Source organism: Bacillus carboniphilus (genome assembly GCF_039522365.1).
Lineage (GTDB): Bacteria > Bacillota > Bacilli > Bacillales > JC228 > Bacillus_BF > Bacillus_BF carboniphilus.
In genome coordinates, this window is the sequence record NZ_BAAADJ010000021.1 from 70,367 (window position 1) to 91,808 (window position 21,442).

29 protein-coding genes are annotated in these 21,442 nt (G+C 36.1%); 20 read left to right on the forward strand and 9 right to left on the reverse strand.

The features are described from left to right. The first annotated feature begins 91 nt into the window (after positions 1–91). The 11 genes from galE (at position 92) to ABDZ91_RS10380 (ending at position 7,837) form a co-directional block, all read left to right on the forward strand. The gene (gene galE / locus ABDZ91_RS10330) at positions 92–1,075 is read left to right on the forward strand and encodes a UDP-glucose 4-epimerase GalE (RefSeq protein ID WP_343798709.1); all 984 of its coding nucleotides are present in this window, start codon (positions 92–94) and stop codon (positions 1,073–1,075) included. Positions 1,076–1,182: 107 nt separating this feature from the next. Continuing rightward, positions 1,183–1,497 carry an ArsR/SmtB family transcription factor gene (locus ABDZ91_RS10335; protein WP_343798710.1) on the forward strand — a complete coding sequence of 105 codons (315 nt, stop codon included), beginning with the start codon at positions 1,183–1,185 and terminating at the stop codon, positions 1,495–1,497. Then, entirely contained in the window at positions 1,497–2,213 is a 717-nt protein-coding gene (locus ABDZ91_RS10340; RefSeq protein WP_343798711.1) for an SRPBCC domain-containing protein, read from the forward strand. Before ABDZ91_RS10335 ends, ABDZ91_RS10340 begins: the two co-directional genes overlap by 1 nt. A gap of 3 nt (positions 2,214–2,216) precedes the next feature. Continuing rightward, positions 2,217–2,687, forward strand: a complete 471-nt coding sequence (locus ABDZ91_RS10345) for a GNAT family N-acetyltransferase (RefSeq protein WP_343798713.1) — start codon at positions 2,217–2,219, stop codon at positions 2,685–2,687. Positions 2,688–2,910: 223 nt separating this feature from the next. Next, positions 2,911–3,600: a leucine-rich repeat protein gene (locus ABDZ91_RS10350; protein ID WP_343798714.1), complete on the forward strand. Its 690-nt coding sequence runs from the start codon at positions 2,911–2,913 to the stop codon at positions 3,598–3,600. A gap of 220 nt (positions 3,601–3,820) precedes the next feature. Continuing rightward, positions 3,821–4,312, forward strand: coding sequence for a hypothetical protein (locus tag ABDZ91_RS10355; protein ID WP_343798715.1), 492 nt, complete (start codon positions 3,821–3,823; stop codon positions 4,310–4,312). Positions 4,313–4,344: 32 nt separating this feature from the next. Beyond that, on the forward strand, positions 4,345–4,923 hold the full coding sequence (gene def / locus ABDZ91_RS10360) for a peptide deformylase (RefSeq protein ID WP_343798716.1): 579 nt from the start codon (positions 4,345–4,347) through the stop codon (positions 4,921–4,923). Positions 4,924–5,039: 116 nt separating this feature from the next. Continuing rightward, the gene (locus tag ABDZ91_RS10365) at positions 5,040–5,585 is read left to right on the forward strand and encodes an RNA polymerase sigma factor (RefSeq protein WP_343798717.1); all 546 of its coding nucleotides are present in this window, start codon (positions 5,040–5,042) and stop codon (positions 5,583–5,585) included. Next, positions 5,566–6,498, forward strand: coding sequence for a hypothetical protein (locus ABDZ91_RS10370; protein ID WP_343798718.1), 933 nt, complete (start codon positions 5,566–5,568; stop codon positions 6,496–6,498). Before ABDZ91_RS10365 ends, ABDZ91_RS10370 begins: the two co-directional genes overlap by 20 nt. A 107-nt stretch (positions 6,499–6,605) precedes the next feature. Next, a complete protein-coding gene (locus ABDZ91_RS10375; RefSeq protein ID WP_343798719.1) occupies positions 6,606–7,391 on the forward strand; it encodes an SDR family oxidoreductase in 786 nt (261 codons plus the stop codon). A gap of 80 nt (positions 7,392–7,471) precedes the next feature. Continuing rightward, a complete protein-coding gene (locus tag ABDZ91_RS10380) occupies positions 7,472–7,837 on the forward strand; it encodes a DUF2500 domain-containing protein (protein ID WP_343799015.1) in 366 nt (121 codons plus the stop codon). Between the two features lie 19 nt (positions 7,838–7,856). Here the strand turns inward: ABDZ91_RS10380 and ABDZ91_RS10385 are convergent, their stop codons facing one another. Next, positions 7,857–8,723: a dimethylarginine dimethylaminohydrolase family protein gene (locus ABDZ91_RS10385; RefSeq protein WP_343798720.1), complete on the reverse strand. Its 867-nt coding sequence runs from the start codon at positions 8,721–8,723 to the stop codon at positions 7,857–7,859. Between the two features lie 168 nt (positions 8,724–8,891). On the opposite strand from ABDZ91_RS10385, the gene ABDZ91_RS10390 reads away from it, so the two are divergent. The 5 genes from ABDZ91_RS10390 (at position 8,892) to ABDZ91_RS10410 (ending at position 12,677) form a co-directional block, all read left to right on the forward strand. Then, a complete protein-coding gene (locus tag ABDZ91_RS10390) occupies positions 8,892–9,692 on the forward strand; it encodes a methyltransferase domain-containing protein (protein WP_343798721.1) in 801 nt (266 codons plus the stop codon). Then, positions 9,658–10,587, forward strand: coding sequence for a phosphotransferase (locus tag ABDZ91_RS10395; RefSeq protein WP_343798722.1), 930 nt, complete (start codon positions 9,658–9,660; stop codon positions 10,585–10,587). Before ABDZ91_RS10390 ends, ABDZ91_RS10395 begins: the two co-directional genes overlap by 35 nt. A gap of 57 nt (positions 10,588–10,644) precedes the next feature. Next, entirely contained in the window at positions 10,645–11,169 is a 525-nt protein-coding gene (locus ABDZ91_RS10400; protein ID WP_343798723.1) for a GNAT family N-acetyltransferase, read from the forward strand. Positions 11,170–11,387: 218 nt separating this feature from the next. Further along, entirely contained in the window at positions 11,388–12,020 is a 633-nt protein-coding gene (locus tag ABDZ91_RS10405; protein WP_343798724.1) for a LysE family transporter, read from the forward strand. 132 nt (positions 12,021–12,152) lie between these two features. Then, positions 12,153–12,677, forward strand: a complete 525-nt coding sequence (locus ABDZ91_RS10410) for a hypothetical protein (RefSeq protein ID WP_343798726.1) — start codon at positions 12,153–12,155, stop codon at positions 12,675–12,677. A 64-nt stretch (positions 12,678–12,741) separates the two neighbouring features. Here the strand turns inward: ABDZ91_RS10410 and ABDZ91_RS10415 are convergent, their stop codons facing one another. Then, positions 12,742–12,945: a hypothetical protein gene (locus tag ABDZ91_RS10415; RefSeq protein ID WP_343798727.1), complete on the reverse strand. Its 204-nt coding sequence runs from the start codon at positions 12,943–12,945 to the stop codon at positions 12,742–12,744. 73 nt (positions 12,946–13,018) lie between these two features. Between ABDZ91_RS10415 and ABDZ91_RS10420 the strand changes: the two genes are divergently transcribed. Continuing rightward, on the forward strand, positions 13,019–14,245 hold the full coding sequence (locus ABDZ91_RS10420) for an MFS transporter (RefSeq protein ID WP_343798728.1): 1,227 nt from the start codon (positions 13,019–13,021) through the stop codon (positions 14,243–14,245). 35 nt (positions 14,246–14,280) lie between these two features. On the opposite strand, the gene ABDZ91_RS10425 is transcribed toward ABDZ91_RS10420, so the two are convergent. The 6 genes from ABDZ91_RS10425 to ABDZ91_RS10450 are packed head-to-tail and all read right to left on the reverse strand — an operon-like array spanning position 14,281 to position 18,415. Continuing rightward, positions 14,281–14,868, reverse strand: coding sequence for a peroxiredoxin family protein (locus ABDZ91_RS10425; RefSeq protein ID WP_343798729.1), 588 nt, complete (start codon positions 14,866–14,868; stop codon positions 14,281–14,283). 3 nt (positions 14,869–14,871) lie between these two features. Further along, positions 14,872–15,483: a hypothetical protein gene (locus tag ABDZ91_RS10430; protein WP_343798730.1), complete on the reverse strand. Its 612-nt coding sequence runs from the start codon at positions 15,481–15,483 to the stop codon at positions 14,872–14,874. Between the two features lie 5 nt (positions 15,484–15,488). Beyond that, the gene (locus tag ABDZ91_RS10435) at positions 15,489–15,884 is read right to left on the reverse strand and encodes an OsmC family protein (protein ID WP_343798731.1); all 396 of its coding nucleotides are present in this window, start codon (positions 15,882–15,884) and stop codon (positions 15,489–15,491) included. 57 nt (positions 15,885–15,941) lie between these two features. Then, a complete protein-coding gene (locus ABDZ91_RS10440; RefSeq protein WP_343798732.1) occupies positions 15,942–17,000 on the reverse strand; it encodes a HAMP domain-containing sensor histidine kinase in 1,059 nt (352 codons plus the stop codon). Continuing rightward, entirely contained in the window at positions 16,984–17,685 is a 702-nt protein-coding gene (locus tag ABDZ91_RS10445) for a response regulator transcription factor (protein ID WP_343798733.1), read from the reverse strand. Before ABDZ91_RS10445 ends, ABDZ91_RS10440 begins: the two co-directional genes overlap by 17 nt. A 16-nt stretch (positions 17,686–17,701) precedes the next feature. Then, entirely contained in the window at positions 17,702–18,415 is a 714-nt protein-coding gene (locus tag ABDZ91_RS10450) for a cytochrome c biogenesis CcdA family protein (protein WP_343798734.1), read from the reverse strand. A gap of 323 nt (positions 18,416–18,738) precedes the next feature. On the opposite strand from ABDZ91_RS10450, the gene ABDZ91_RS10455 reads away from it, so the two are divergent. Then, entirely contained in the window at positions 18,739–19,671 is a 933-nt protein-coding gene (locus ABDZ91_RS10455) for a bifunctional helix-turn-helix transcriptional regulator/GNAT family N-acetyltransferase (protein ID WP_343798735.1), read from the forward strand. 54 nt (positions 19,672–19,725) lie between these two features. Here the strand turns inward: ABDZ91_RS10455 and ABDZ91_RS10460 are convergent, their stop codons facing one another. After that, complete coding sequence (locus ABDZ91_RS10460; RefSeq protein WP_343798736.1) at positions 19,726–20,199, reverse strand: hypothetical protein; 474 nt, start codon at positions 20,197–20,199, stop codon at positions 19,726–19,728. 144 nt (positions 20,200–20,343) lie between these two features. On the opposite strand from ABDZ91_RS10460, the gene ABDZ91_RS10465 reads away from it, so the two are divergent. Further along, positions 20,344–20,976, forward strand: coding sequence for a histidine phosphatase family protein (locus tag ABDZ91_RS10465; RefSeq protein ID WP_343798737.1), 633 nt, complete (start codon positions 20,344–20,346; stop codon positions 20,974–20,976). Then, the gene (locus ABDZ91_RS10470) at positions 20,973–21,422 is read left to right on the forward strand and encodes an NUDIX hydrolase (protein ID WP_343798738.1); all 450 of its coding nucleotides are present in this window, start codon (positions 20,973–20,975) and stop codon (positions 21,420–21,422) included. The genes ABDZ91_RS10465 and ABDZ91_RS10470 overlap by 4 nt, the downstream gene beginning before the upstream one ends. Positions 21,423–21,442 lie beyond the last annotated feature (20 nt).

Sequence of the window (21,442 nt, forward strand, 5' to 3'; positions counted from 1 at the left end):
AGTCACTATATTTTTATAGGTGGCTTTTTTAGTTTGCTGTTTTAATCGACTACCCTTCAAACGTATATATATGGAGGAAAGGGGAGTTCAAATGAGTATATTAGTAGTAGGTGGTGCAGGTTATATTGGTTCACATGCAGTGTACCAGTTAATAGACGCCAGTGAGAAGGTAGTTGTTGTCGATAATTTAATAACAGGGCATCCAAAAGCTATCCATCCCCAAGCCACTTTTTACAGGGGAGATATGAAAGACCAAAATTTTTTGAAAACTGTATTTCAGAAGGAATCCATCGAAGCAGTCCTTCATTTTGCTGCATGTAGCTTGGTTGGGGAATCTATGATTGATCCTTTGAAATATTATGAGAATAACTTTTACGGGACCCAGGTACTATTAAAAGTAATGAAAGAGTATCAGGTAGATAAGCTAGTTTTTTCTTCAACAGCAGCGGTTTACGGAGAGCCGGATCAATTTCCTATTACAGAAGATATGGTCACAAATCCAACCAACCCATACGGGGAAACAAAGTTAGCAATTGAAAAACTATTGAAGTGGTGTGAATTAGCCTACGGGTTAAAATACGTGACCCTCCGTTATTTTAATGTTGCTGGAGCAAGGCAGAGCGGAGAAATCGGAGAAGACCACAGACCAGAAACCCATTTAATCCCGTTATTACTTGAAGTTTCAATGGAAAAAAGGAGCCATTTCACTGTGCATGGAAATGATTATGATACGGAAGATGGGACTTGTATTCGTGATTATATCCATGTAGAGGATTTAATAGATGCCCACATCCTTGCCCTTCATTATCTTAGGGTAGGTGGGAAAAGCGAATCCATAAATTTAGGAAGTAGCAGGGGGTATTCAGTGCTTGAGATTTTAACAATGGCTAGAGAGATTACTAATCATCCCATTCCATCATTAGTAGGGAAAAGGCGTCCTGGTGATCCTAGTAGACTAGTTGCTTCCTCTAGTAAGGCAAAACAAATTCTAGGTTGGGAACCTAAAAGAGCATCTATAAAACAAATAATCCAAGATGCATGGAACTGGCATTCAAAAAATCCAACAGGTTACTAGACTAAAAAAAAGGAATGGAAATTTCATTCCTTTTTTTATTGACATTGGTAAATGAATCCAATATATTTATCATATAACCAAAAGGTTATATGACAGGAGAATAAGAAATGACAGACATTTATAGAGCTATTTCAGATCCGAATAGAAGACGCATACTGCAAATGTTATCCCAACATGAATATACACAATCCGAAATTGTTGGCACATTTACGATCTCGCAACCTGCGGTGAAAAAACATCTAAACATTCTTCTGGAGGAACAGCTTATTCAAGAAAGGAAGGAGGGAAGGTTTAGATATTATCGATTGAACAAACCTCGTTTTGAAAAGAGCTATGAAAGACTGCAAAAAGAAATGGAACTGATTCTTGATCAGAAATTGGCCAGCTTGAAACATTATTTAGAAGGGGAGTTGAAGGAATAATGGAGGAAAAAATAACATCTGTAAAGAGGGATATTGTCATAAAAGTTCCAGTTGAAAGAGTGTGGAGAGCACTCATCACACCGAGTGAGCGAAACAAATGGGAAACAAGAAGTTGCGAAATGGACCTTCGTATTGGTGGAGTAGCTACATTTGATTACGGATGGGGAGTTTCCTATAGTGCTAAGATTGTAGATTTAGTTGAAAATGAAAGAATAGTGTTCGAAGGTGAAGATAACCATCAAACGATTTGGTCTGTTGAGGCACACAGTGAAGGCACCAAACTAACCGTTGAATACACCGGCTTATGGATTGGTGACTTAGGACTTATGCAGGCAGATAATATGGTCTTTGGAACCTATCAGTTTATGCGGAACCTAAAATCTGTGATGGAAAATGAAATGGATATCCGGCAAACATTCTGGAAAAGTTGGATTGGTGCGCTACATAGAACTGTGGAGGAAGAAGGAGTAAAAGGAGTAAAAGTTGTACAACTGATTAAAGATACACCTGCAGCGATTGAACTTCAAATTGGGGATATTATAGTTCAAGTAAATGAAACGAATGTAGAGAGATATGAGGATTTAGAGATTCTTGTAACTGAGATAGGGGCAGAGCAAAGGTTAACACTGGATATTATAAGAAATTCAGAAAAACATAAAGTGAAGCTTTCAACATTACCGTACGGTCAAAAACTTGAAGAAAATGTTTTGGGCTAGTGTATGGAATATAATATACGCCAGATAACAGATGAAATAGCAAAGCAAATTCTATGCTGGAAGTATGAAACCCCCTATGATTTTTATAACTCAGAACTAACTGAAGAAAATGTTAGAGAATTAGTGGATGACACCTATCATGTAGTTTTCGACAACCATGACAAATTGATCGGTTTTTACTGCACAGGGGCTGCTGCCCAAGTGCCCACTGGGAAAGAGTTTGGTGCATATGATAAGGACTATGTCGATATTGGTCTGGGTTTAAAGCCAGACTTGACTGGTAAAGGACTTGGTTCAAGTTTTCTTCGGTTTATTATAGATCATATCTGTGAGGATAGAGACTATCAGAAGCTACGTTTAACCGTTGCGACATTCAATAAAAGGGCGATTTCTCTATATACAAAAGTAGGTTTTGTTAGAGAAATATCCTTTCATACAGACACAACCGAATTTATAACCATGGTTTTAGAATAGCTCTGCTTTGCCCATTTTGTGTAAGTCAGAGGTATACAAGGAATCTTTTAAACAAGCAAGCCGTTCAATCGTTAAAAAACAACGGAAACTATAAAATATGGTGAGAACCCGGCTACCTATGGTACGGGTTTTTTTACCTTATTGAACTATTTTTCCTTCCCTTTAGATATGTTAAGGTAAAAGATAGTGAGAAAATGGAAATGAGGATAGGAAGGTGTCTTCTTTGAGACAAAAGAAAGTGTTAGTTAGTCTAGGGATTAGTTTGATTGTTTTCATTTCTTTATTATTTGTAATTGGAACACCTAAGAGAGTGCTCTCTTTTCCAGACCCATATTTGAAAGAGGCATTGATACAAGTGGGGGTTGATTCAAATGATGATGGAAATATCTCAGAAGAAGAAGCTTTAGATTTAAAGGAACTTTACCTAGAAGGGTCCTTAATTGTAGACCTAACAGGCATAGAGCACTTTAAAAACTTGGAGGTTTTAGGTCTAGACCAAAATTTGATTGAATCTATAGGACCACTGAAACATTTAACGAATTTAAAACGTTTATGGATGGAACAAAATAAAATAAAATCTATTGATTCGCTATCACGCTTAACCCATTTGGAGGTTATCCATGTATCGGGAAACCAAATCCGAGATTTAGACGGTCTTCAATTTTTGAATAACCTTCAAGAGTTATATGCAAACAACAATAACATCACAGATATATCTTCTTTGACTGGACTAAAAGAATTAAGACGTCTTCATATGTTTAACAATCAAATAGAAGACGTGAGTTCATTACTACAAGTAGAAAATCTGCAAGAATTTCAATTGGGCTTAAATCCCATTAACAATTTTGAAGTATTAAGAGAACATCCTAACTACAAGGAATACTGGGAAAGTCAAATTCAAGCAAACTATTAAAATATTTTCTGGGAAAGCGCAGATTTAGACATTTCCGGCATTTTTCAAGAATATCAACCCGAAAATGGTGTCAGAAATTGTCTTTTACAGAGAGGTAAAAGTCGAATCTAGAAGAATGGCGGAAGAAGAACAATTTGCTCTTTTTACATATATTTCATATTCTTTATAGGTTAGTACCACAGGATAGTGAACATATCCTTTATTAAGGAGGTAATGTCCTGTGAAAAAGGGAATGGCTTATTTGTTTCTAATGTTGACATTGTCTTACTTATTGTTTTCGATTTTAGCAACTAGCTTTGGGACAAATAATCAAATGATTGCGTACCTTTTGGCGATGATTGTCACCCACTTTATTTTAGAAAAAAACGGTTGGCTAGCCGAATTACTGTATAAGTCACCGGATAAACCCAAGTTGCCTGAACCTAATAGAGAGCCAAAGAAGATTATCGTTCATGATCATCCCAAAGTAACAAGTATTACTAAGAATCAAAGTAAAAAGTATAATGAAATGATCCATTCCGTACATCTTGGAGAAAAATTTAATATCAATTATAATAAGAATAAGTATTTAATTAAACCAACGAAAAATGGTTACATTCTCACTAGAGAAGAGGATGGCTACACCCAGGTCTTTAAGTCAGTGGAAGACCTTTTTGCAAAGGGTAAAATTGATAATCAATATGTTAAAGATGTCATTAACCATATCAATTAAAGATAAATGAATGGAATGCAAGGTGGATGTGTATGAGCTTTAGTTGTAACGGCATGATTATCATGAAGGATATTGTAAGAGATGGACATCCGATATTGCGGGAAATAACCAAAGAGGTTCCATACCCTCTTACTAAAGAGGATAAGGAAACAATGGTTTGCATGCTCCAATATATTAAAAATAGCCAAGATGACCAAATGGTTAAAAAGTACAACCTTCGTCCAGGAGTCGGGTTATCTGCTAACCAAATTGGACTTAATAAACGGATGTTCGCGGCTTACTTTACTGATGAAAATAACCAACTCCACGAATATACGTTGTTCAATCCCAAAATAGTTAGCCATTCTGTATCAATGATCTACCTGCCACAGGGGGAAGGGTGTTTATCAATTGACCGAGCCATACCTGGTTTTGTACCTAGATATGAAAAGGTGAAAATTCGCGCCATTAACATGGACGGGGAAGAAGTACAATTAAAATTAAAAGGTTATGCTTCAATTGTAGTACAGCATGAAATGGACCACTTAAATGGAATTTTGTTTTATGATCGAATCAATAAGGAAAACCCTTATAAACTTCCTGAGGGTGTAGCAATCAAAAGTGTATACTAAATGTTGAGGCTGACAGTGAAAACTATAAAACTGTCCGCCTTTTTTTATTTTTATTTTAGAATTTGAAACCAATCATTCGGTTAGTTCGACTAATTAGCAGCAAATAGAGAGGGGGCGTGGAATTGGAAGAAGATACAGAATTACAACGGCTTTATGAAACATATTTTGATGATGTTTATCATTACCTTCTTTACTTTACAAATAGTAAATCGGAAGCCGAAGACCTAACACAGGATACATTTATCAAGGTATTTAAGACGTATAAAAAATTTCAACAGAAGTCAACGATAAAAACTTGGATCTTTTCAATAGCAAGGCATGTAGCGATAGATCATTATCGCAAAAAGAAAATGTTGTCATTAGTACCGAATTTGTTATCCAACTTGGGTAAAAGCAGAGATGGACTACCTGATGAACATATTGAGAAATTGGGGAACTGGGAAATCCTACACCATGCATTACTCAAAGTGAAACCGGATTTTAGAAATGTCATAATCCTAAGAGGGTTAAAAGAATTTTCAGTAAAAGAAACAGCAGACATATTGAATTGGAAGGAATCTAAGGTGAAAGTAGATTACCACCGTGCACTAAAAGAATTAAAGAAAATTGTAAAACAATCAAATGAGAGTGGGGTGATTCTAGGTGAAGAAGGATATCGATGATCAGTTTCTAGAACCATTAAAAAATCGTCCAGGTTTACAACCAGATTCTACCTTTAAAAGAGATCTATATAATCAATTAAAGACCACTCAGAAAAATAAATTCCTGACAATTAAAACTCCATTTTTAGTTGCCATTGTTTCTTTTCTCGTCCTTATTAGCTTTTCAGACGGTATTTTAAATATGCTACAACTGTATACCGGGAACGGCTCAACACCTAATCAACCTGTTGATGATCCAAATGATGTACCACATGATGATCCAACTAAAGAAAATCCATCAACTATCCCTGAAGCAGAAGGTCCTTATATTCTGAAGTGGAATGGAAGCATTTATATTAACAAGAATGATGGAACAGGGGTTATTACTCCTGATTTGGTTGGAAATAAGCTTGGAGTAGTGACAGAAGAAGTTAAGGTTAACCCCAATGTAGCTATTGTTGATATGAATCTAAAAGATGGTCAGGCGGGAAATATTGATTCAGGTACAATGGTTTGGTATATATCAGGATCTGAGAATCTAGCTGTCAAGATAGGTGACGATAAATGGATTATGTTAACTAAACAGAAGTTGGATATAGAAGAATACCCTAAATTGGTGGAAATTAGAAACTTCTTTGAAAAGATTCATGAATACGAAATTGAAAACGATTTAGAAAGCCTTCGAAACTTATATTCAGAAAAAGTCGAGAAAGTATATATCGGTATTAACCAGCCAGACTGGGAAATTCAAAAAATCGATATTTCACAATTGAACTATTTCTATGAAGAAAATAACCTCATTGTCTACCTTGTAAAAGATATTTGGTTTATAGACGAAGAAGACGTAGTAGGGCTTGCAGAAAGATCTTATAAATATCGTTTAATTGAAACAGAGGACAGCTTTTTAATTGATGACGTACAAGGGTTACCATAATAGAAAGACTCCACTTGGGGGTCTTTTTTGTTTTCAGATTACAACAATTATGTCAAAATAAGTTTAGTAAATGAAAATTCAATCAATAACAACTGGGGGTATGTTAAATGGAACTACATTTAGAAGGAAAAGTAGCCTTAGTCATTGCTTCAAGCCAAGGTCTAGGGAAGGCCATTGCCATTCAGCTTGCATCAGAAGGTGCGAATGTAATGTTAGCAAGTCGTGATGAGAAGAAGTTGGCTGACGTCCAGCAGGAGATAAAAGCAATGGGCAAGGGGCAAGTTTCATATCTCAAGACTGACATAACAAATAATGAAGATATTAAGGCTCTAGTAAATGAAACGGTAAATACGTTCGGTACGGTTGATATTTTAATCAATAACGCAGGAGGACCACCGAGTGGTACGTTTGAACAAATGACTGACGAACATTGGCAAAATGCTTTTGAACTAAATTTACTAAGCTACATTCGATTGATTCGCGAAGTACTACCTACAATGAAGAGAAATGGCGGTAAGATTATTAATATCGCTTCATCTTCTATTAAACAGCCAATCCCTGGACTCATTCTTTCTAATACATATCGACTAGGAATAGTTGGGCTGACAAAAACCCTATCAACTGAGTTAGCTCCACATAATATTTTAATAAACACAGTGGCTCCAGGTAGAATTGCTACGGATCGTGTGGCTTACTTAGATGATGTAAAGGCAGAGAGACTAGGAATTTCCCGTGAAGAAGTAGAAGCTAAAGCAAAAGCAGAAATACCATTAGGTAGATATGGTACACCTGCCGAATTTGCTAATTTTGTCACGTATATGGTATCAGACATAAATACCTATATGACAGGTCAATCTTTCCTCGTTGATGGAGGTATGATTAAGTCGATATAAAGTATTTTGAAACTAATCACTCTTCCTATCGTATAAATAAATAGAGATTTGGAATAGGGGGAGGAAATAGAATGCCAGATATGAATCAAGGGTTTGACATGTTTAGCTTTATGAGCTCAATTTTTCCACTTTTTTTCATACTCGTGTTCGGAATCATAATATTCACCATTATCAAAGGCATTGCCCAGTGGAGTCATAATAATCGGCAACCTGTTCTTACTGTTGATGCAAAGGTCATTTCAAAAAGGACCAGTGTTAGAGGCGGTGGCGAAACAAGAGCCAGAAGTATTTATTTTGTGACGTTTGAAGTAGAAAGCGGAGACAGAATGGAACTCCAAGTTAATGGACAAGAGTTTGGACAACTCGCTGAGGGTGATACAGGTGATCTACAATTTCAAGGAACTCGATACTTAGGATTTACCCGAAAAAAAGTGAATGCCTTTTAGACATTAAACTCCAGCGCTATTACACGCTGGAGTTTTCCCTTAATAACGGCATGGAGCAGCATCTAAAGGAGCCACCTGATTTGATAATCTCCGTAATATCCACCTCAATAATTTCAAAGCCTCTATTTCGAAGCTCCATATTTACTAATTTATTGACCGGTAGGCTAATGATTTTCTTGTTTCCGATAGATAGTATATTTGTCCCTAAACGGAATTGTTCTTTTTCCGTTACTTCAATTAAATTGTATCTAGATGATAAAAGATCGATTTCTTTCTTTGTGAAAGCTCCTGGGAAAAATAAAGCTTCATTTGGTGATATGATATTAAAAACACAATCTAAATGGAGATATTTTTCAGTGAACGGGACGGCTACTACTTCATAGTCAGAAATAAGACTTTGTAAATGCTGAATAGATTCAATATTCGTCCGGTTACTAAGGCCAATATAGATCGTATTTCTATCTATAATAACGTCCCCGCCCTCTATGTGGTCACCTACAAGGTTATAGTATGATATTTCTTCGTCTTCTAACCATTTCTTAAGACTTTGTTCTTCACCTTTACGGACATCGTGAGCCATCTCTGCAACAAAGGTCGTTTGACCGAGCGTAAAGCCAATGTCTCTTGTAAAAACCTGTTCAGGAAATTTTTCATCGGGTGGTAATAGGACAACATCAATCCCTTGGCTCTTCAGTGTAGCGACAAAATCTTGATGCTGCCTCATCGCTTTCTCTATATGTATTCCTTCATTTTCAAATTGTTTCTGTGTATCATTTATGACTTGGCGAATTCTCATGTATTTAGGTTCACACAGAATTACGCGTTTAAGTACATCATACTCACTGTTACAAAAAGTTTTTGTAGCCTGAATGTTTTGATTAGACATTTATTCTCCTCCTTTTTCGCTACTATAGATGTAGTATGAGTTATTTCTTAGTATTGGATACCAACCTCTCGATGATAAGTAATTGTTATGGAAAAATATAAAATATAGATAATTTACTTATAAGAATATTGAAATAAACTAAAAGTAACAAAAGAAAGAAGGGATACTATGGGGATGGATTTTCATGACCAAAAGAACAGCCACTCTTATGCAACTAGATCGGCTGATAGTCAATGGAAAAGACAATTAGAAAGTATTTTGGATGTAAAGGGCAAGAAAATACTCGATATTGGCTGTGGAGGGGGAATCTATTCAAAGGCGCTAGCTGAACTAGGTGCTGTAAGCGTTACCGGAATTGATTTTTCACAGAAGATGTTATCTGTAGCAAAGCAAAATTGTAAAGATTATAGGAACATAACTTTCAGGACTGGAAGAGCTGAACGTACGGAAATGAAACCTTTGGAATATGACATTATTTTAGAACGGGCTGTCATTCATCATCTTGATGAATTAAGGTCCAATTTTAATGAAGCCTTTAGAGTCCTAAAACCAAATGGAGTGTTTATTATACAGGATAGAACGCCAGATGATTGCCTACTAGACGGTACTAATGAGCATATTAGGGGCTATTTTTTTGAAAAGTTTCCTAAGCTCATTCAAAAAGAAATAAATAGAAGGCATGAAAGCCCTCTAGTGATGGCAGAGCTTAAAGAAGCAGGATTCGTGGTTATTACAGAAAATAAATTCTGGGAAACTCGTAAGGAATATACGACCTTTAAGCAACTTGAGATGGATTTATTAAAGAGAACTGGAAGATCTATCTTACATGAACTAAGTGACAATGAGCTTAATGAATTGATAAAATTTATTGAAGAAAAACTTAAGTTTAGAAGTGGATCCAAAATAACAGAAAAAGACAGGTGGACCATTTGGGTTGCCACGAAAAGGGAGAATTATGTTGGCGAATGAAGAAGTCATTCTACAAGAAAAAGTAAAAGCAGTCATAATCAAGGAGTTTGGATGGAATGTTTGTGAAATAAAAATTCATGGGAGGGGCGTACAAAATATTGTCCTAATGGTGGAGGAACAAGATATGGGCCGCTTTGCCGTTCGCGTCCCATATCCTGAAGATCGACAACAGTTCCCAAATAGGGAGCGAGATCGCTCTCTGTTATTGAAAGAAGCAGACATCACCAATTACTGTTCAAGGTTTAATATTCCTGTTCCAAAAGTTCATCATACGTTTCTCAGTGATGAATTAGACTTTATCATCGTGGATTTTATTGAGGGGGACCCTACAAAAATTTCTCACAAATCGATTGGAGAAATGGTTCAGAAAATTCATCGTATTCCGGTAGAACCATTATTTATTAGAAACCAAGGGGAAAGAACTATATACGATTACATGGCCAACAGAATTGCAGAGAGAGTGAAGTTCGTAAAACCAATTATCGACATTAGCTCATGTATTCCAAACCGCAACGAAATAGAACAGATTTTAGCTATACCTACAAATAACAAGGAGTCATTACTCCATTTAGATGTACGGCCTCCCAACTTAATCAGTAAAAAGGGAGAAATAGGGGCTATACTTGACTGGGATAATGCTTTAAAAGGAGACCCAGTTCTCGAGTTAATGAGAGTTGAGGAGTCAATGGAATTAGATTTCAAGGAATTCATGAAAGGATATACAGATTATTCTTTGCTAAATGAAACACCGATGATTGTACAGAATCTTTATAGGTTAGATACAGCTCTAATGTTAACCATTTTGTTTGAGCAAGTTCTGAAAAATCAGATGAAAAGTGAGTACTATCAAAATAGATTGAAGTTCCTTTCCCTTCAGGTTGCAAAAGAAGTCTAGCGGTTACCAAATTCTTCTGGTAAAATCTATATAATTTACAAATGAGGGGTTTTTGATGTGGGGGAGAATGTTGTTTTAGTAAAACCAAATGTTGATTTAAGAGAGGAATATCTTTCTTTTTACAAGGAATGGAAAGAAAGCGGGGAAACGATGGTTCCTTGGGTAATAAGTAAAGATCCAACGGACTTCCTAGGAATGGTAAAAGATTTATTAGCACAGGAAAAAGGTGAGAATCTCCCAGAAGGATGGGTACCTGATTCTACGTATTGGTTAGTAAATGATTCACGTAAAATATTGGGGGCTGTCAATATAAGGCATGGGTTAACCGAAGCCCTAAAAAACAGTGGTGGTCATATTGGATATGGGATTCGACCTTCAGAAAGAAGGAAAGGGTTTGCTACCAAACTACTGTCTCTAGCTTTGGAAAAAATAGAAGAGCTTGGCGTAAAGAAGGTTCTAGTGGTTTGTGACGAAGATAATATTGCTTCTGCTAAAACTATATTGAACAACGGTGGAGTACCTGACATCGACTATGTCGAGGAAGACGGAAATGTCATTAAGCGTTTTTGGATTAACATCTAATGGATTTCAATAAAAACTGACAGGACTTGGTAAAATTGGTCCTGTCTTTTATTTACTTTGTTAGTCGACATAATAAAACTATTGTTAACAAATGACGATAAAACAGTTACCTTTACTCCGCTCTAGGAAACAATATTCATAAAATCTTGTCTTATATAAAGGCGGAGGTGCATAGAATGTACAAGCTAATTCTTACATAAGAGGTCTGGGGTGGATGAATGAGTATTACTGTCTTTATTAGTTATATTTTTTTAGGGCTAACTCTAGCTGCACCGATTGGTCCAGTAAATTCTGTTCGATTAGATAAAGGAATCAAGAACGGTTTTTGGCATGCATGGATTGTGGGAGTAGGATCGATGATTGCAGATGCTATTTTCATGCTACTAGTCTACTTAGGTGTTGTGCACTTTATAGATGCCACTCCGGTGCAAACATTTCTGTGGTTATTTGGAGCTTTTGTCCTCATTTACAGTGGAGTCGAAAGTATAGTAGGTGCACAAAAATTAACGTTGAATGATAGTCGCGAGAAGGAATCGTTATTTAAATGTTTTTTTTCAGGATTTATCATGTCCATTTCAAGTCCCTTATCCATTTTATTTTGGCTGGGGATATATGGATCCGTTCTAGCTAAGACTGCTGTTTCATACGGGACAAGCGAACTGTTAATTTACAGTTCTATGATTTTTTTAGGTCTAACTCTATGGGACATCTTTGTCGCTGGCTTAACAAGTAGTTTTCGAAGGTTTCTTACAAATAGAAGCCTAATGGTTATATCCCAGTTATCTGGGCTTTCCTTAATTGGGTTTGGGGTTTACTTTGGTTATCACGGAATACAAGCGTTAATCCACTAGCAACTGAAACATTCACTCTTTACAAACGTATAGAGTGAATGTTTTTGTTGAGAGCATCAGGAATATAGGATATAGTTGGAAAATAATCTGTTCCACAATGGGTATATAAGGTAAGTTAAGGAGAGTTGAAGAATGACTTTACTTTTATCATTTGGTTTATGTGGAGTCTTATTTCTACTATATCGTAAAGACTCGTTATTTAAGTCGAGAAAAAGGTATCCAAGATTTGTAGAAAAAGTAAAAAATAGAGGATGGTTACAGAGTACTTGGATTTGTGGATTACTCCACTTTTTAATAAACGCAATTCTTTTTACGATAACTGGGGTTGTTTTATTTTTTGTTACTGTTTATCTAACCGTTCCCTACTTACATATCATCATAATGGTCATAGCCGTTTTGGCAAGTTTCTATATTTGGGGAATTATACGAGACCTTGGTCCAAGGATAAGGACAGGAAGACTTTTAAGCGGTTTAATTGGAAGCAGTTTTTATTGCTTGGTAACTTTGTATTTTTTGTATCGATACTTAACTTTGGAGCCGATGTTTCCAGGTGATGATATGTTTATGGCAGCAGTCGGTCTCTTTTTCGGAATGAGTGTTACTGTTACAGCTTTCTTTTGTAGTTTTATTGTAACAAGTTGGGTGCCCAAAAAATAAATGCAAAAAAGCAATGAATAATGAAGAAAAGGTTTAGGAGGTAGCAATCCTAAACCTTTTTTTACTAATCAGACTTTCTTTTATTATTACCAGGAACGTTTGTATTAGGTGCTACTTTTACTAGTTCTGAGCTCAATTCTTGATCTTTTTTTGCATTGTTATTACGTTGAGCATTTGCCATTTCCACGTTTTGTTCTACCCATTTACTATCATCTCCATTCTGTTCATTTCCATTTGTAGTATGAGTTGAAAAACCTATATTATTCATTTGCTGAAATTTCGTATTGCGAAACATCTAGTTTCAGATTAAAATATAAAAAACAATATAGATGGAGAACAGCATGAACCGTAAAATTTTACTTTATATGAAGGCTTTTTCTGATTTTGGTATGTTTATGGACACGATTGTCCTTAATGTTGTCGTATATGCTGCTACTGGAAGCACCGCTTGGTTAGCAGCAACTATGGCAGCAAGAACAATTGGTGGGGTTATTTCAAGTCTTTTTTCAGGAGTTTTGGCTGATCGATATGATCGACGCAAAATCATGATTATAAGTGACATTGTTCGGGCTCTTATTATTTTATTGCTCATCCCATTTCCCAATCCAGTCATGATTATCGTCGTTTCTTTCTTAATTGGTTTAATTAGCAGTAGCTTTATGGTGAGCTTTAGTGCTGAGGTACCAAAAATCTTTGGAGAGACCAAAATATTAGAAACGAATAGTTTAATTTCGAGGTTAACTTCGGTCAGTCTTGTTGCCGGATTTCTAGGTGCGGGTCTTATTACAGAGTTTCTAGGTTACAAGATAACATTAACTATTGATGCCGCTTCTTATATCCTTTCAGCATTAGTGTTATTGAAAATAAGATGGGACACTGATGTATCGAAAAAAGTAGAGGTTAACAATACAGTATTACAGAAAGTACAATCGATTTGGACTGACATAAAGGAAGTTCATGCCTATCTTTTACTAGCACCCATGATTCTATTTGTTAACGTTGTATTTTTAATGGGTTCCTTTGCTGGGAGCTCTCACAATTTAGGTATCCCTTTATTAGCGGAATCTATAAGTTTTGAAAGTCAAAGCTTTTATTATGGGATGATTTGGGCTGTATGGGGAATGGGGTCTATCATTGCTACCTTTACTTTACCTAAGCTAACATGGTTAAAGGGTGACAAAGTATACTTTGCATGCTTCATATCAGCCATGTTAATGTCGACTGGATTTATTGTATTTTTATCAAGTTCAAACCTTTGGATCATATTTGCTTTTGCAGCGTTTACGGGTGTATTTGATGCAAGCTTTACCACTTTACATGCCACCATTCTGCAGAAGACAGATAATCATATTCGAGGAAGAATCTTTGGGGTCGGAATGCTATTAAAATCATTGGGCTTTGCTGTCGGATTTATTATTGCTCCTACTCTACTCAAAGTTATGGACATGCCACAAATGGTATGGATTCTTCATGGGACGTTGATAACCGTCACCATAGTCATTGTTCTTTTAGCTGGAAAACACTTGTTGAGACTTAAGAATGCACAAACCAATGGGATATCACTATAAGGAAAGAGGCTCCTATATGGGGCCTCCTTCTTTTTTTAGTCAACATTTTTAATTAAGTTATTCATCATTTCTTCATCCATTGGTCCTATTATTTTCTTTTGGATGACACCATTTGTATCTATGATGTAGCTAGTAGGAATCGTGAAAGCTTGGAATTCTATTCCGATATTCCCTTCAACATCAAGAGGTACAGTAAATGTTAGTCCATAATCTTCGATAAATTGTTTTATTCTTTCTTCACCTTTATCCAAGTTCGTTAAGTTAACAGCTACGATCTCTACTCCCTTGTCCTTGTTTTTTTCATAGAAATTTTGCATGTGGGGCATTTCTGCTTTACAAGGTGGGCACCAAGTAGCCCAGAAGTTTAATATGACCTTTTTCCCTCGATAATCAGATAGCCTCATGGCTTCTCCTTCTATAGTAGGGAGTTTGAAATCTGGAGCAGGGCTTCCTTCTTTCACAGCGGCAAGATTAGCTCCAGGAATATTTTCTGTATCTTCCTGTTGAACGCCATTTACTGTTTCACCTTCTAAATCATCACCACTCCCAGGATTCCATACGTTTACAATGAAAACAGCTGCTGCAAGTAGGAGAATGACTCCCGATACAACATTTTTGACCATGGTTTAGTTCCTCCTATCAAAATAGGTTAGAATGAGCACGGTGATTCCAACCCAAACAAATGTCAAACCTTCAATTGTGAAAATGATTCTAAATAGGCTAATAGCTAAAAACTCTAAAAGTGAAAAAATAAGTATTATTTGTGCAGGAGAGAGCTTCATTCGCTTATTTAGTGAAGTGTAAACCACTATAAAGCTGATTAAAATAAACCCATGTAAGCTTGCCTCACCAAATTGATCTAATATAACACTATGAAGAAGCTCATATGAAATAAAAAACAAAATAAATAAATGGATTGCGTCTTTACTAATAGACGGAAAGTTCTTTTTTGCTAAAAAAACAAAATAAATCGAAAGGGAGAGTAATGCCAATATATGTCCCTTTAAACCTCCATTAAAATAAACGACAGATAGGGGTGTTCGGATAAATATTTCGAAGTGAAATACAATATAGCTTAGCTTCCAAACAAGGAAGAATACTAAAAAACCATTCCAATACCAATCTTCTGTTTTTCTTCTAAGTATGAACCGACTAATGGCAGCTGTTACAATCAGTGCGATTACTGTTGATATCCAGGTGCTGGGAATTGTCAAATTACCAAAAGCTATATAGTCCACATTTTTCACCGCTTCTCTGGAACCGACTCAATTTGAAAATCAACATCAATGGTCGAAATAACGGATTGAATCATACCGCAGTTTTTTACTACTAATTGTGCTAATTTTTCAGCTTGGTCAGATGTGATTTCTTGGCCTGTTTGAATGGAGGCAATGATCGTTATTTGTTCGATTCGGTTTGCTTGTTCTGGGTTTCGCCTGGCAGTTGGTTTCATTTCAATACTAGTAAAAGGATATCTTTTTTTGATTAAAATGTTTTTTAACAACGTACCACTGCAGCCAATCAGAGATGAAATAAATAATTCGAAAGGACGATATCCGTGTTTTTCGTCAGGTGAAATATGAATTTCATCAAAACCTAATGTTCCTTGGATATGTTCATTTTCAACCGTGAATTTCAAGTTAGTCACTCCTTTTTTAGATAAGTCTGAGGGTTGATTGTTAAGGAATGATTAAGACTAAAGTATTAAGGGTAATTCAATCCAAAATGTGTGATCAGTTCCGTTTGTATCTAATCCAATTTCACCATTATGAGCTTGTACTATACTTTTAGAAATGGCTAACCCAAGGCCAGCTCCACTTGATCTGGTGGTTCTTGATTCTTCCAATCTGTTAAACCTTTCAAAAATTAACTCTTTTTTCTGAGAATCAATATGTTGTCCTTTGTGTTGGAAGTGGATTCGATAGCTTCGGTCTAGAATTTCTGTTTGAATAGTTAATGATTCGCCAATATTATAGTCTAAAATGTTCTGTAGAATATTTGAGAAAACTTGCATTAAACCATCTTTGTTGCCCAGAATAGTGCCATCTTTGATTTCTAGACTTATATTGGAAAACTCTTTTTCTAACTTTAATTGAAAGCTGGTTAGGGAATCGCTCAGTACTTTATGAATTGATAAATCTTCAAAGTTTCTTTCCGTTTGGTAGAAGTTATTACTCCATGTGTTCATTTCCGTAATAAGTTCAACAATTCTTGTGATTCTTCTCGACTCTTCTAACAAAGACCCAAATAGCTCTGGCTTCCCTTCGATTACACCACTCTCCAGTGCCTCCAAATAACCGTTAATATTGGTAAGAGGTGTCCTTAATTCATGGGCTATGTCTTTTAACATTTCATCTCTTTGCTCTTGAACCGAAAAGAGAGTGTCAGACATAGCATAAAAGCTTTCAGTTAGTTCCTTAAGCTCGCCAGACCCTTGTTTTTCCACTCTAATTGGCTTTTTTCCTTCTTTTATCAATTGGGTGGCTAATGATAAATCCTGAATAGGACGGAGTATTTTTTTTACTGTTATAAAATGAAAAAAGCCAACAATTAAAAAGGTGAAAATGCTAATTGTCCACAGAAATTGATTCAGGGTTTGTACAAGCTCTTGTCCCGTTACTTGTTCTGTATTTACCAAAAAGCAGGCGTAATCTTTAACAGACAAGCCTGCAAGTAATATAACTACGAAAATAACGAATCCATTTAAAATAACGAATTTCGAAAGGAGATTCGGCAGTTTATGAAAGAACCTCAAATTTATACCCCATTCCTCTAACCGTATGGATATATTCATTTGGTGTCATTTCTCTAATCTTTTCTCGTAAGTGCTTAATATGCACATCAATCGTTCGGTCAGATACCGCTTTTTCGTTATTTTCATATATTAAATTTAGTATTTGATCTCTTGATAAAACTTGGTTGGGGTGTTGCATGAATGTATGGAGGAGCTTGAACTCAAAATGAGTAAGCTCTAATTTCTTCCCGTTAATCGTCGCCACACCTTTAGCGGGTTTAATCATGAACCCATGGAAAGTTAGCTTGCCACAACGACTAGCCGTCCTTCTTAGAACAGCCTCAATTCTGACCATCAATTCGGCAGGACTAAACGGTTTTACTACGTAATCATCGGCTCCGAGTTTAAAGCCTTGAATTTTATGCTTTTCCGAAGCCTTCGCCGTGAGCATGATAATGGGCATCACACTGTTTAAATCCTCTCGAACCCAGCGACAAACCTCTTCACCACTAAATTTAGGAAGCATCAAGTCTAAAATCAGAATACAAGGATCATACTGTAGGATTCTTTCTTTCGCCTCAGCACCATCCTCTGCTTCAATGACTTCATATCCTTCTTTAGTTAAATAAATCTTAACAAGATTTCGGATTTTAGGATCATCTTCCACCACTAAAACTGATTTCCCTATAAGGTTGGAATAATTCAAAAATCTCACCTTTTTTCTATATTTCAAATAAGCTAAATGCTGACAGCCAAGCACTTATTTTTTGCATTTGGCCACTCAGTACAAGGAAGCCAAGTAAAATCATAATAATTCCATTAACAAAGGCAAGTTTAGATAAATATTTGTTGATTTTTCGCAGTGCCTTTAAAGAGTAGGATATCACAATTGAAATGATGATAAATGGAATAGCCATACCCAATGAATAAATACTTAGTAAGAATATGCCATATGTGAGTGTATCCGATTGGCTTGCCAAAAGAAGAATCGACGACAGAGCTAGTCCAACACATGGTGACCAACCTGTGGCAAAGGCCATACCAAGTACGACCGAACTGAAAATGTTTTTCGATTTCTGTTCGGTATGAAATCGTTTTTCTTTCATTAAAAATTTAATCTTTAAAAGACCTGCCATTTGTAACCCAAATAGAATAATGAGAAATCCAGCTATTTGCATAATTAGTACTCGATAATTCATTAGAAGCTGTCCTAGAAAACTAGCGGAAGCGCCGAGTGCAATGAAAATGATACTGAAACCTATAATAAATCCTAAAGATCGCAAATATAATGTTTGTCGATTAACCTGTAATTTGGAGTCTTCAATTTTTCCTCCTGTTAAATGTGTAACATAGGCAGGTAGTAAAGGGAAAACACAGGGGGAGAAAAATGACAGCAAACCACCAAAAAAGGCAAATAAAAGACCGATCTCATTCATAAAATCACTCCTCATCTGCGTATAGTTTGGACCATGTTTGTTAAAGTTTCATTAAAAAGTGATTTTAGACATAAAAAAAAGACGCCTAATAAGGCGTCTTTTTTGCGTATATTGAGGCGATAGACTGTGCGCCACATCGCACATTTCTCCATGACGGATGTGTCCATCGACTTACACAATTCAGCTCATCGCTCAACTAATATATCACTGATAGTAAGTAAAAACAACTACTATTTTTTACCTAGCCATACTTTCTCCTTATTGTTATACTTAACCATTTGTGAGATAGTTGCTTTAAGCAAATAAATGAGGAGGGAGTTTGGATGGCGATTTTGACACATCATCATGTTAATAAAGTTAGACACTTCAACCGGTTTATTACTCGGTATATCGGTGTTTTAGAAGAGGGTCTTTTACAGAGTTCCTATTCCTTAACTGAATCACGTATTTTATTTGAGCTTGCAAATGGAAATAACATGACCATTTCTGGATTAACTACATTATTAGGATTGGATGCGGGTTATGTAAGTAGGATAATTTCTAAGCTTGAGAAAATGGGGATTTTACATAAAATACAATCCGAATCTGATGGTAGACAACGCTACCTCCGTTTATCTGAAAAGGGGATGGAGGAGTATAAGATTTTAAATGCACGCTCCCACGATGAAGTGTATTCCAAACTAAATGTAATACCCTACCATGAACAAGAAAGATTAGTGGAGTCTATGGAGGAGATTGAAAAAATTTTATCTCATTCTAGTATCGTAAGTGAAAAGGACGAAGTAATGATTAGGCCTCATAAACCAGGGGATATGGGGATGATCGTTCATAAGCACGGTTATTTGTACGACAAAGAATATGGATGGGATGAGGAATTTGAAGCGCTAGTCGCACAAATTACTGCAGATTTTATACGAAACTTTCAACCAGCATTAGAAAAATGTTGGGTTGCAGAGATGAATGGGGAAGTAGTCGGTTCTGTTTTGGTTGTAAAGGGGAGTGAAACCATAGCGAAATTACGGCTCCTTTTTGTTGATCCGAAGGCTCGTGGATTTGGACTTGGAACTAAACTCGTACAAGAGTGTATTGATTTTTCCAGAAAAGCTGGATATAAAAAATTAGTATTATGGACGAATAGCAACTTAGTTGAAGCACGTCATATTTATAAGAAAACGGGTTTCAAACTTGTTTCTGAAGAAAAGCATAGAAGCTTTGGACATAATTTAGTTGGTGAGACTTGGGAACTTGACCTTTAAATTGATAATATTAACGGAGTAAAACGAAAAAGACAGGGAATCCCTGTCTTTTATTTAATATTCATACCCTTCGTGCGCTTCACTTTGACTCGGCAAAGAGATTCCCATGGCTTGAACAGCCTGTTTTGCTGCCTGTAAAGAGCTTTCTGCTTGCTCTTGCCATCGAATAATCAACCGAATATACGATTTTAGCTCTTGATTAGCATTGGCTTCCATTACACTTAATCCTTCTCTAACTCCCTTATCTTGAGTCTCTGCGTTTATTATACATGCAACCATAGTATCTATAATACTTTTTCTATTCTCTCCATTCACAAGTCTTTGGGCAGATCCGACACTTGTGACTCTATGGTAGGAAGCAGGAACAAGATGACTGTGCATTTCATTGTTACCTTTTAAATTCTTTGTCTCAGGAATATGGAGAAGCTCACTACTCATGGCACATACCATTTCCTCTGCATACAAACTTTGTCGTAGAGACTGTAGAATGGGTTCCCAACCATTCTGCCTATAATAATATGAATACATAATGCCACCTCCTCTTCGTAAATAAATGATCTTGTAGCAAAGTATGTTAGAGAAATGGAATTGGAAATTTGTACTAAGCTTCTAATAGAAATGATGATAAAATAAACAATATATTTAACTGCAAAGGATACCTAGGAGTCTATTATGCTACGATTATTTGTTTCAAGACACGGCCAAACTATATGGAATACGCAAAAGAGAATGCAAGGGTGGAAGGATTCGCCTTTAACGGATTTAGGCATTCGAAATGCTATTGAGTTAGGAAACCGACTTAATCAGGTTGAGTTTCAGGGTGTCTACTCGAGTCCTTTAAGAAGAACTGTCGATACGGCTGATCTAATAATTAGAGGGCGCCAAATCCCAATTGTTACAGATGAAAATTTGCGAGAAATGAATATGGGTGACTGGGAAGGGCAAGTTCAAGAAGACATCAAAAAGGAAGATCCCGAGTTATTTCACAAATTTTGGAATAAACCTCACTTATATATCCCAGAAAGTGGAGAAGCTTTTATTGATGTTCAAAGAAGAGCCTTACTAGCAATAGAACGGATTCAGAGAGAACAACATTCCGGTAATGTTTTAGTTGTGACTCATACAATTGTCATTAAGAGTTTATTAGCCTATTATAAACAGATTGGTATCGAAAATCTTTGGGACCCGCCTTTTATTCACGATACCAGTCTTACACTTATTGAAGTGGACCATAATGGTTCACAAATAGTGTTTGAAGGAGATTCAACGCATCGTTCAATACCTAACGAGAAGGTGACAAAATGATACGTATTGCTGTAGGAGCCGTTGTACAGTGTGGAGATCGATATTTACTGGTAAATAAAAAGAAAATAAACGATACCCAGAATGGTGAGGGGATTGAGATAGATGAATGGGATATTCCTAAAGGTGGCGTTAAAGAGCAGGATCAATCGCTAGAAGAGGCAGTTCTTCGAGAACTTCATGAAGAGACTGGGTCTAGTAGCTTTGAATTGAAAGATAAGTTTGAAGAGAAAATAGTTTTCGATTTTCCTGTTGAACTGAAAAGTATTATAGGGTTTGATAAGCAGGAAACCACTATGTTTTTCGCTGAGTATGTTGGAGATGGGGGAGACTTATCTCCTATTGATGAAGAGATCGGTGAGATTAAATTTGTAACAGAGGAAGAATTCGTTGAAATTGTACACCATTGTGAAACTGTAGAATTTCTAAAAAAGAATGTCTGGAATTAGAAATGTAGTATGAGTAATTG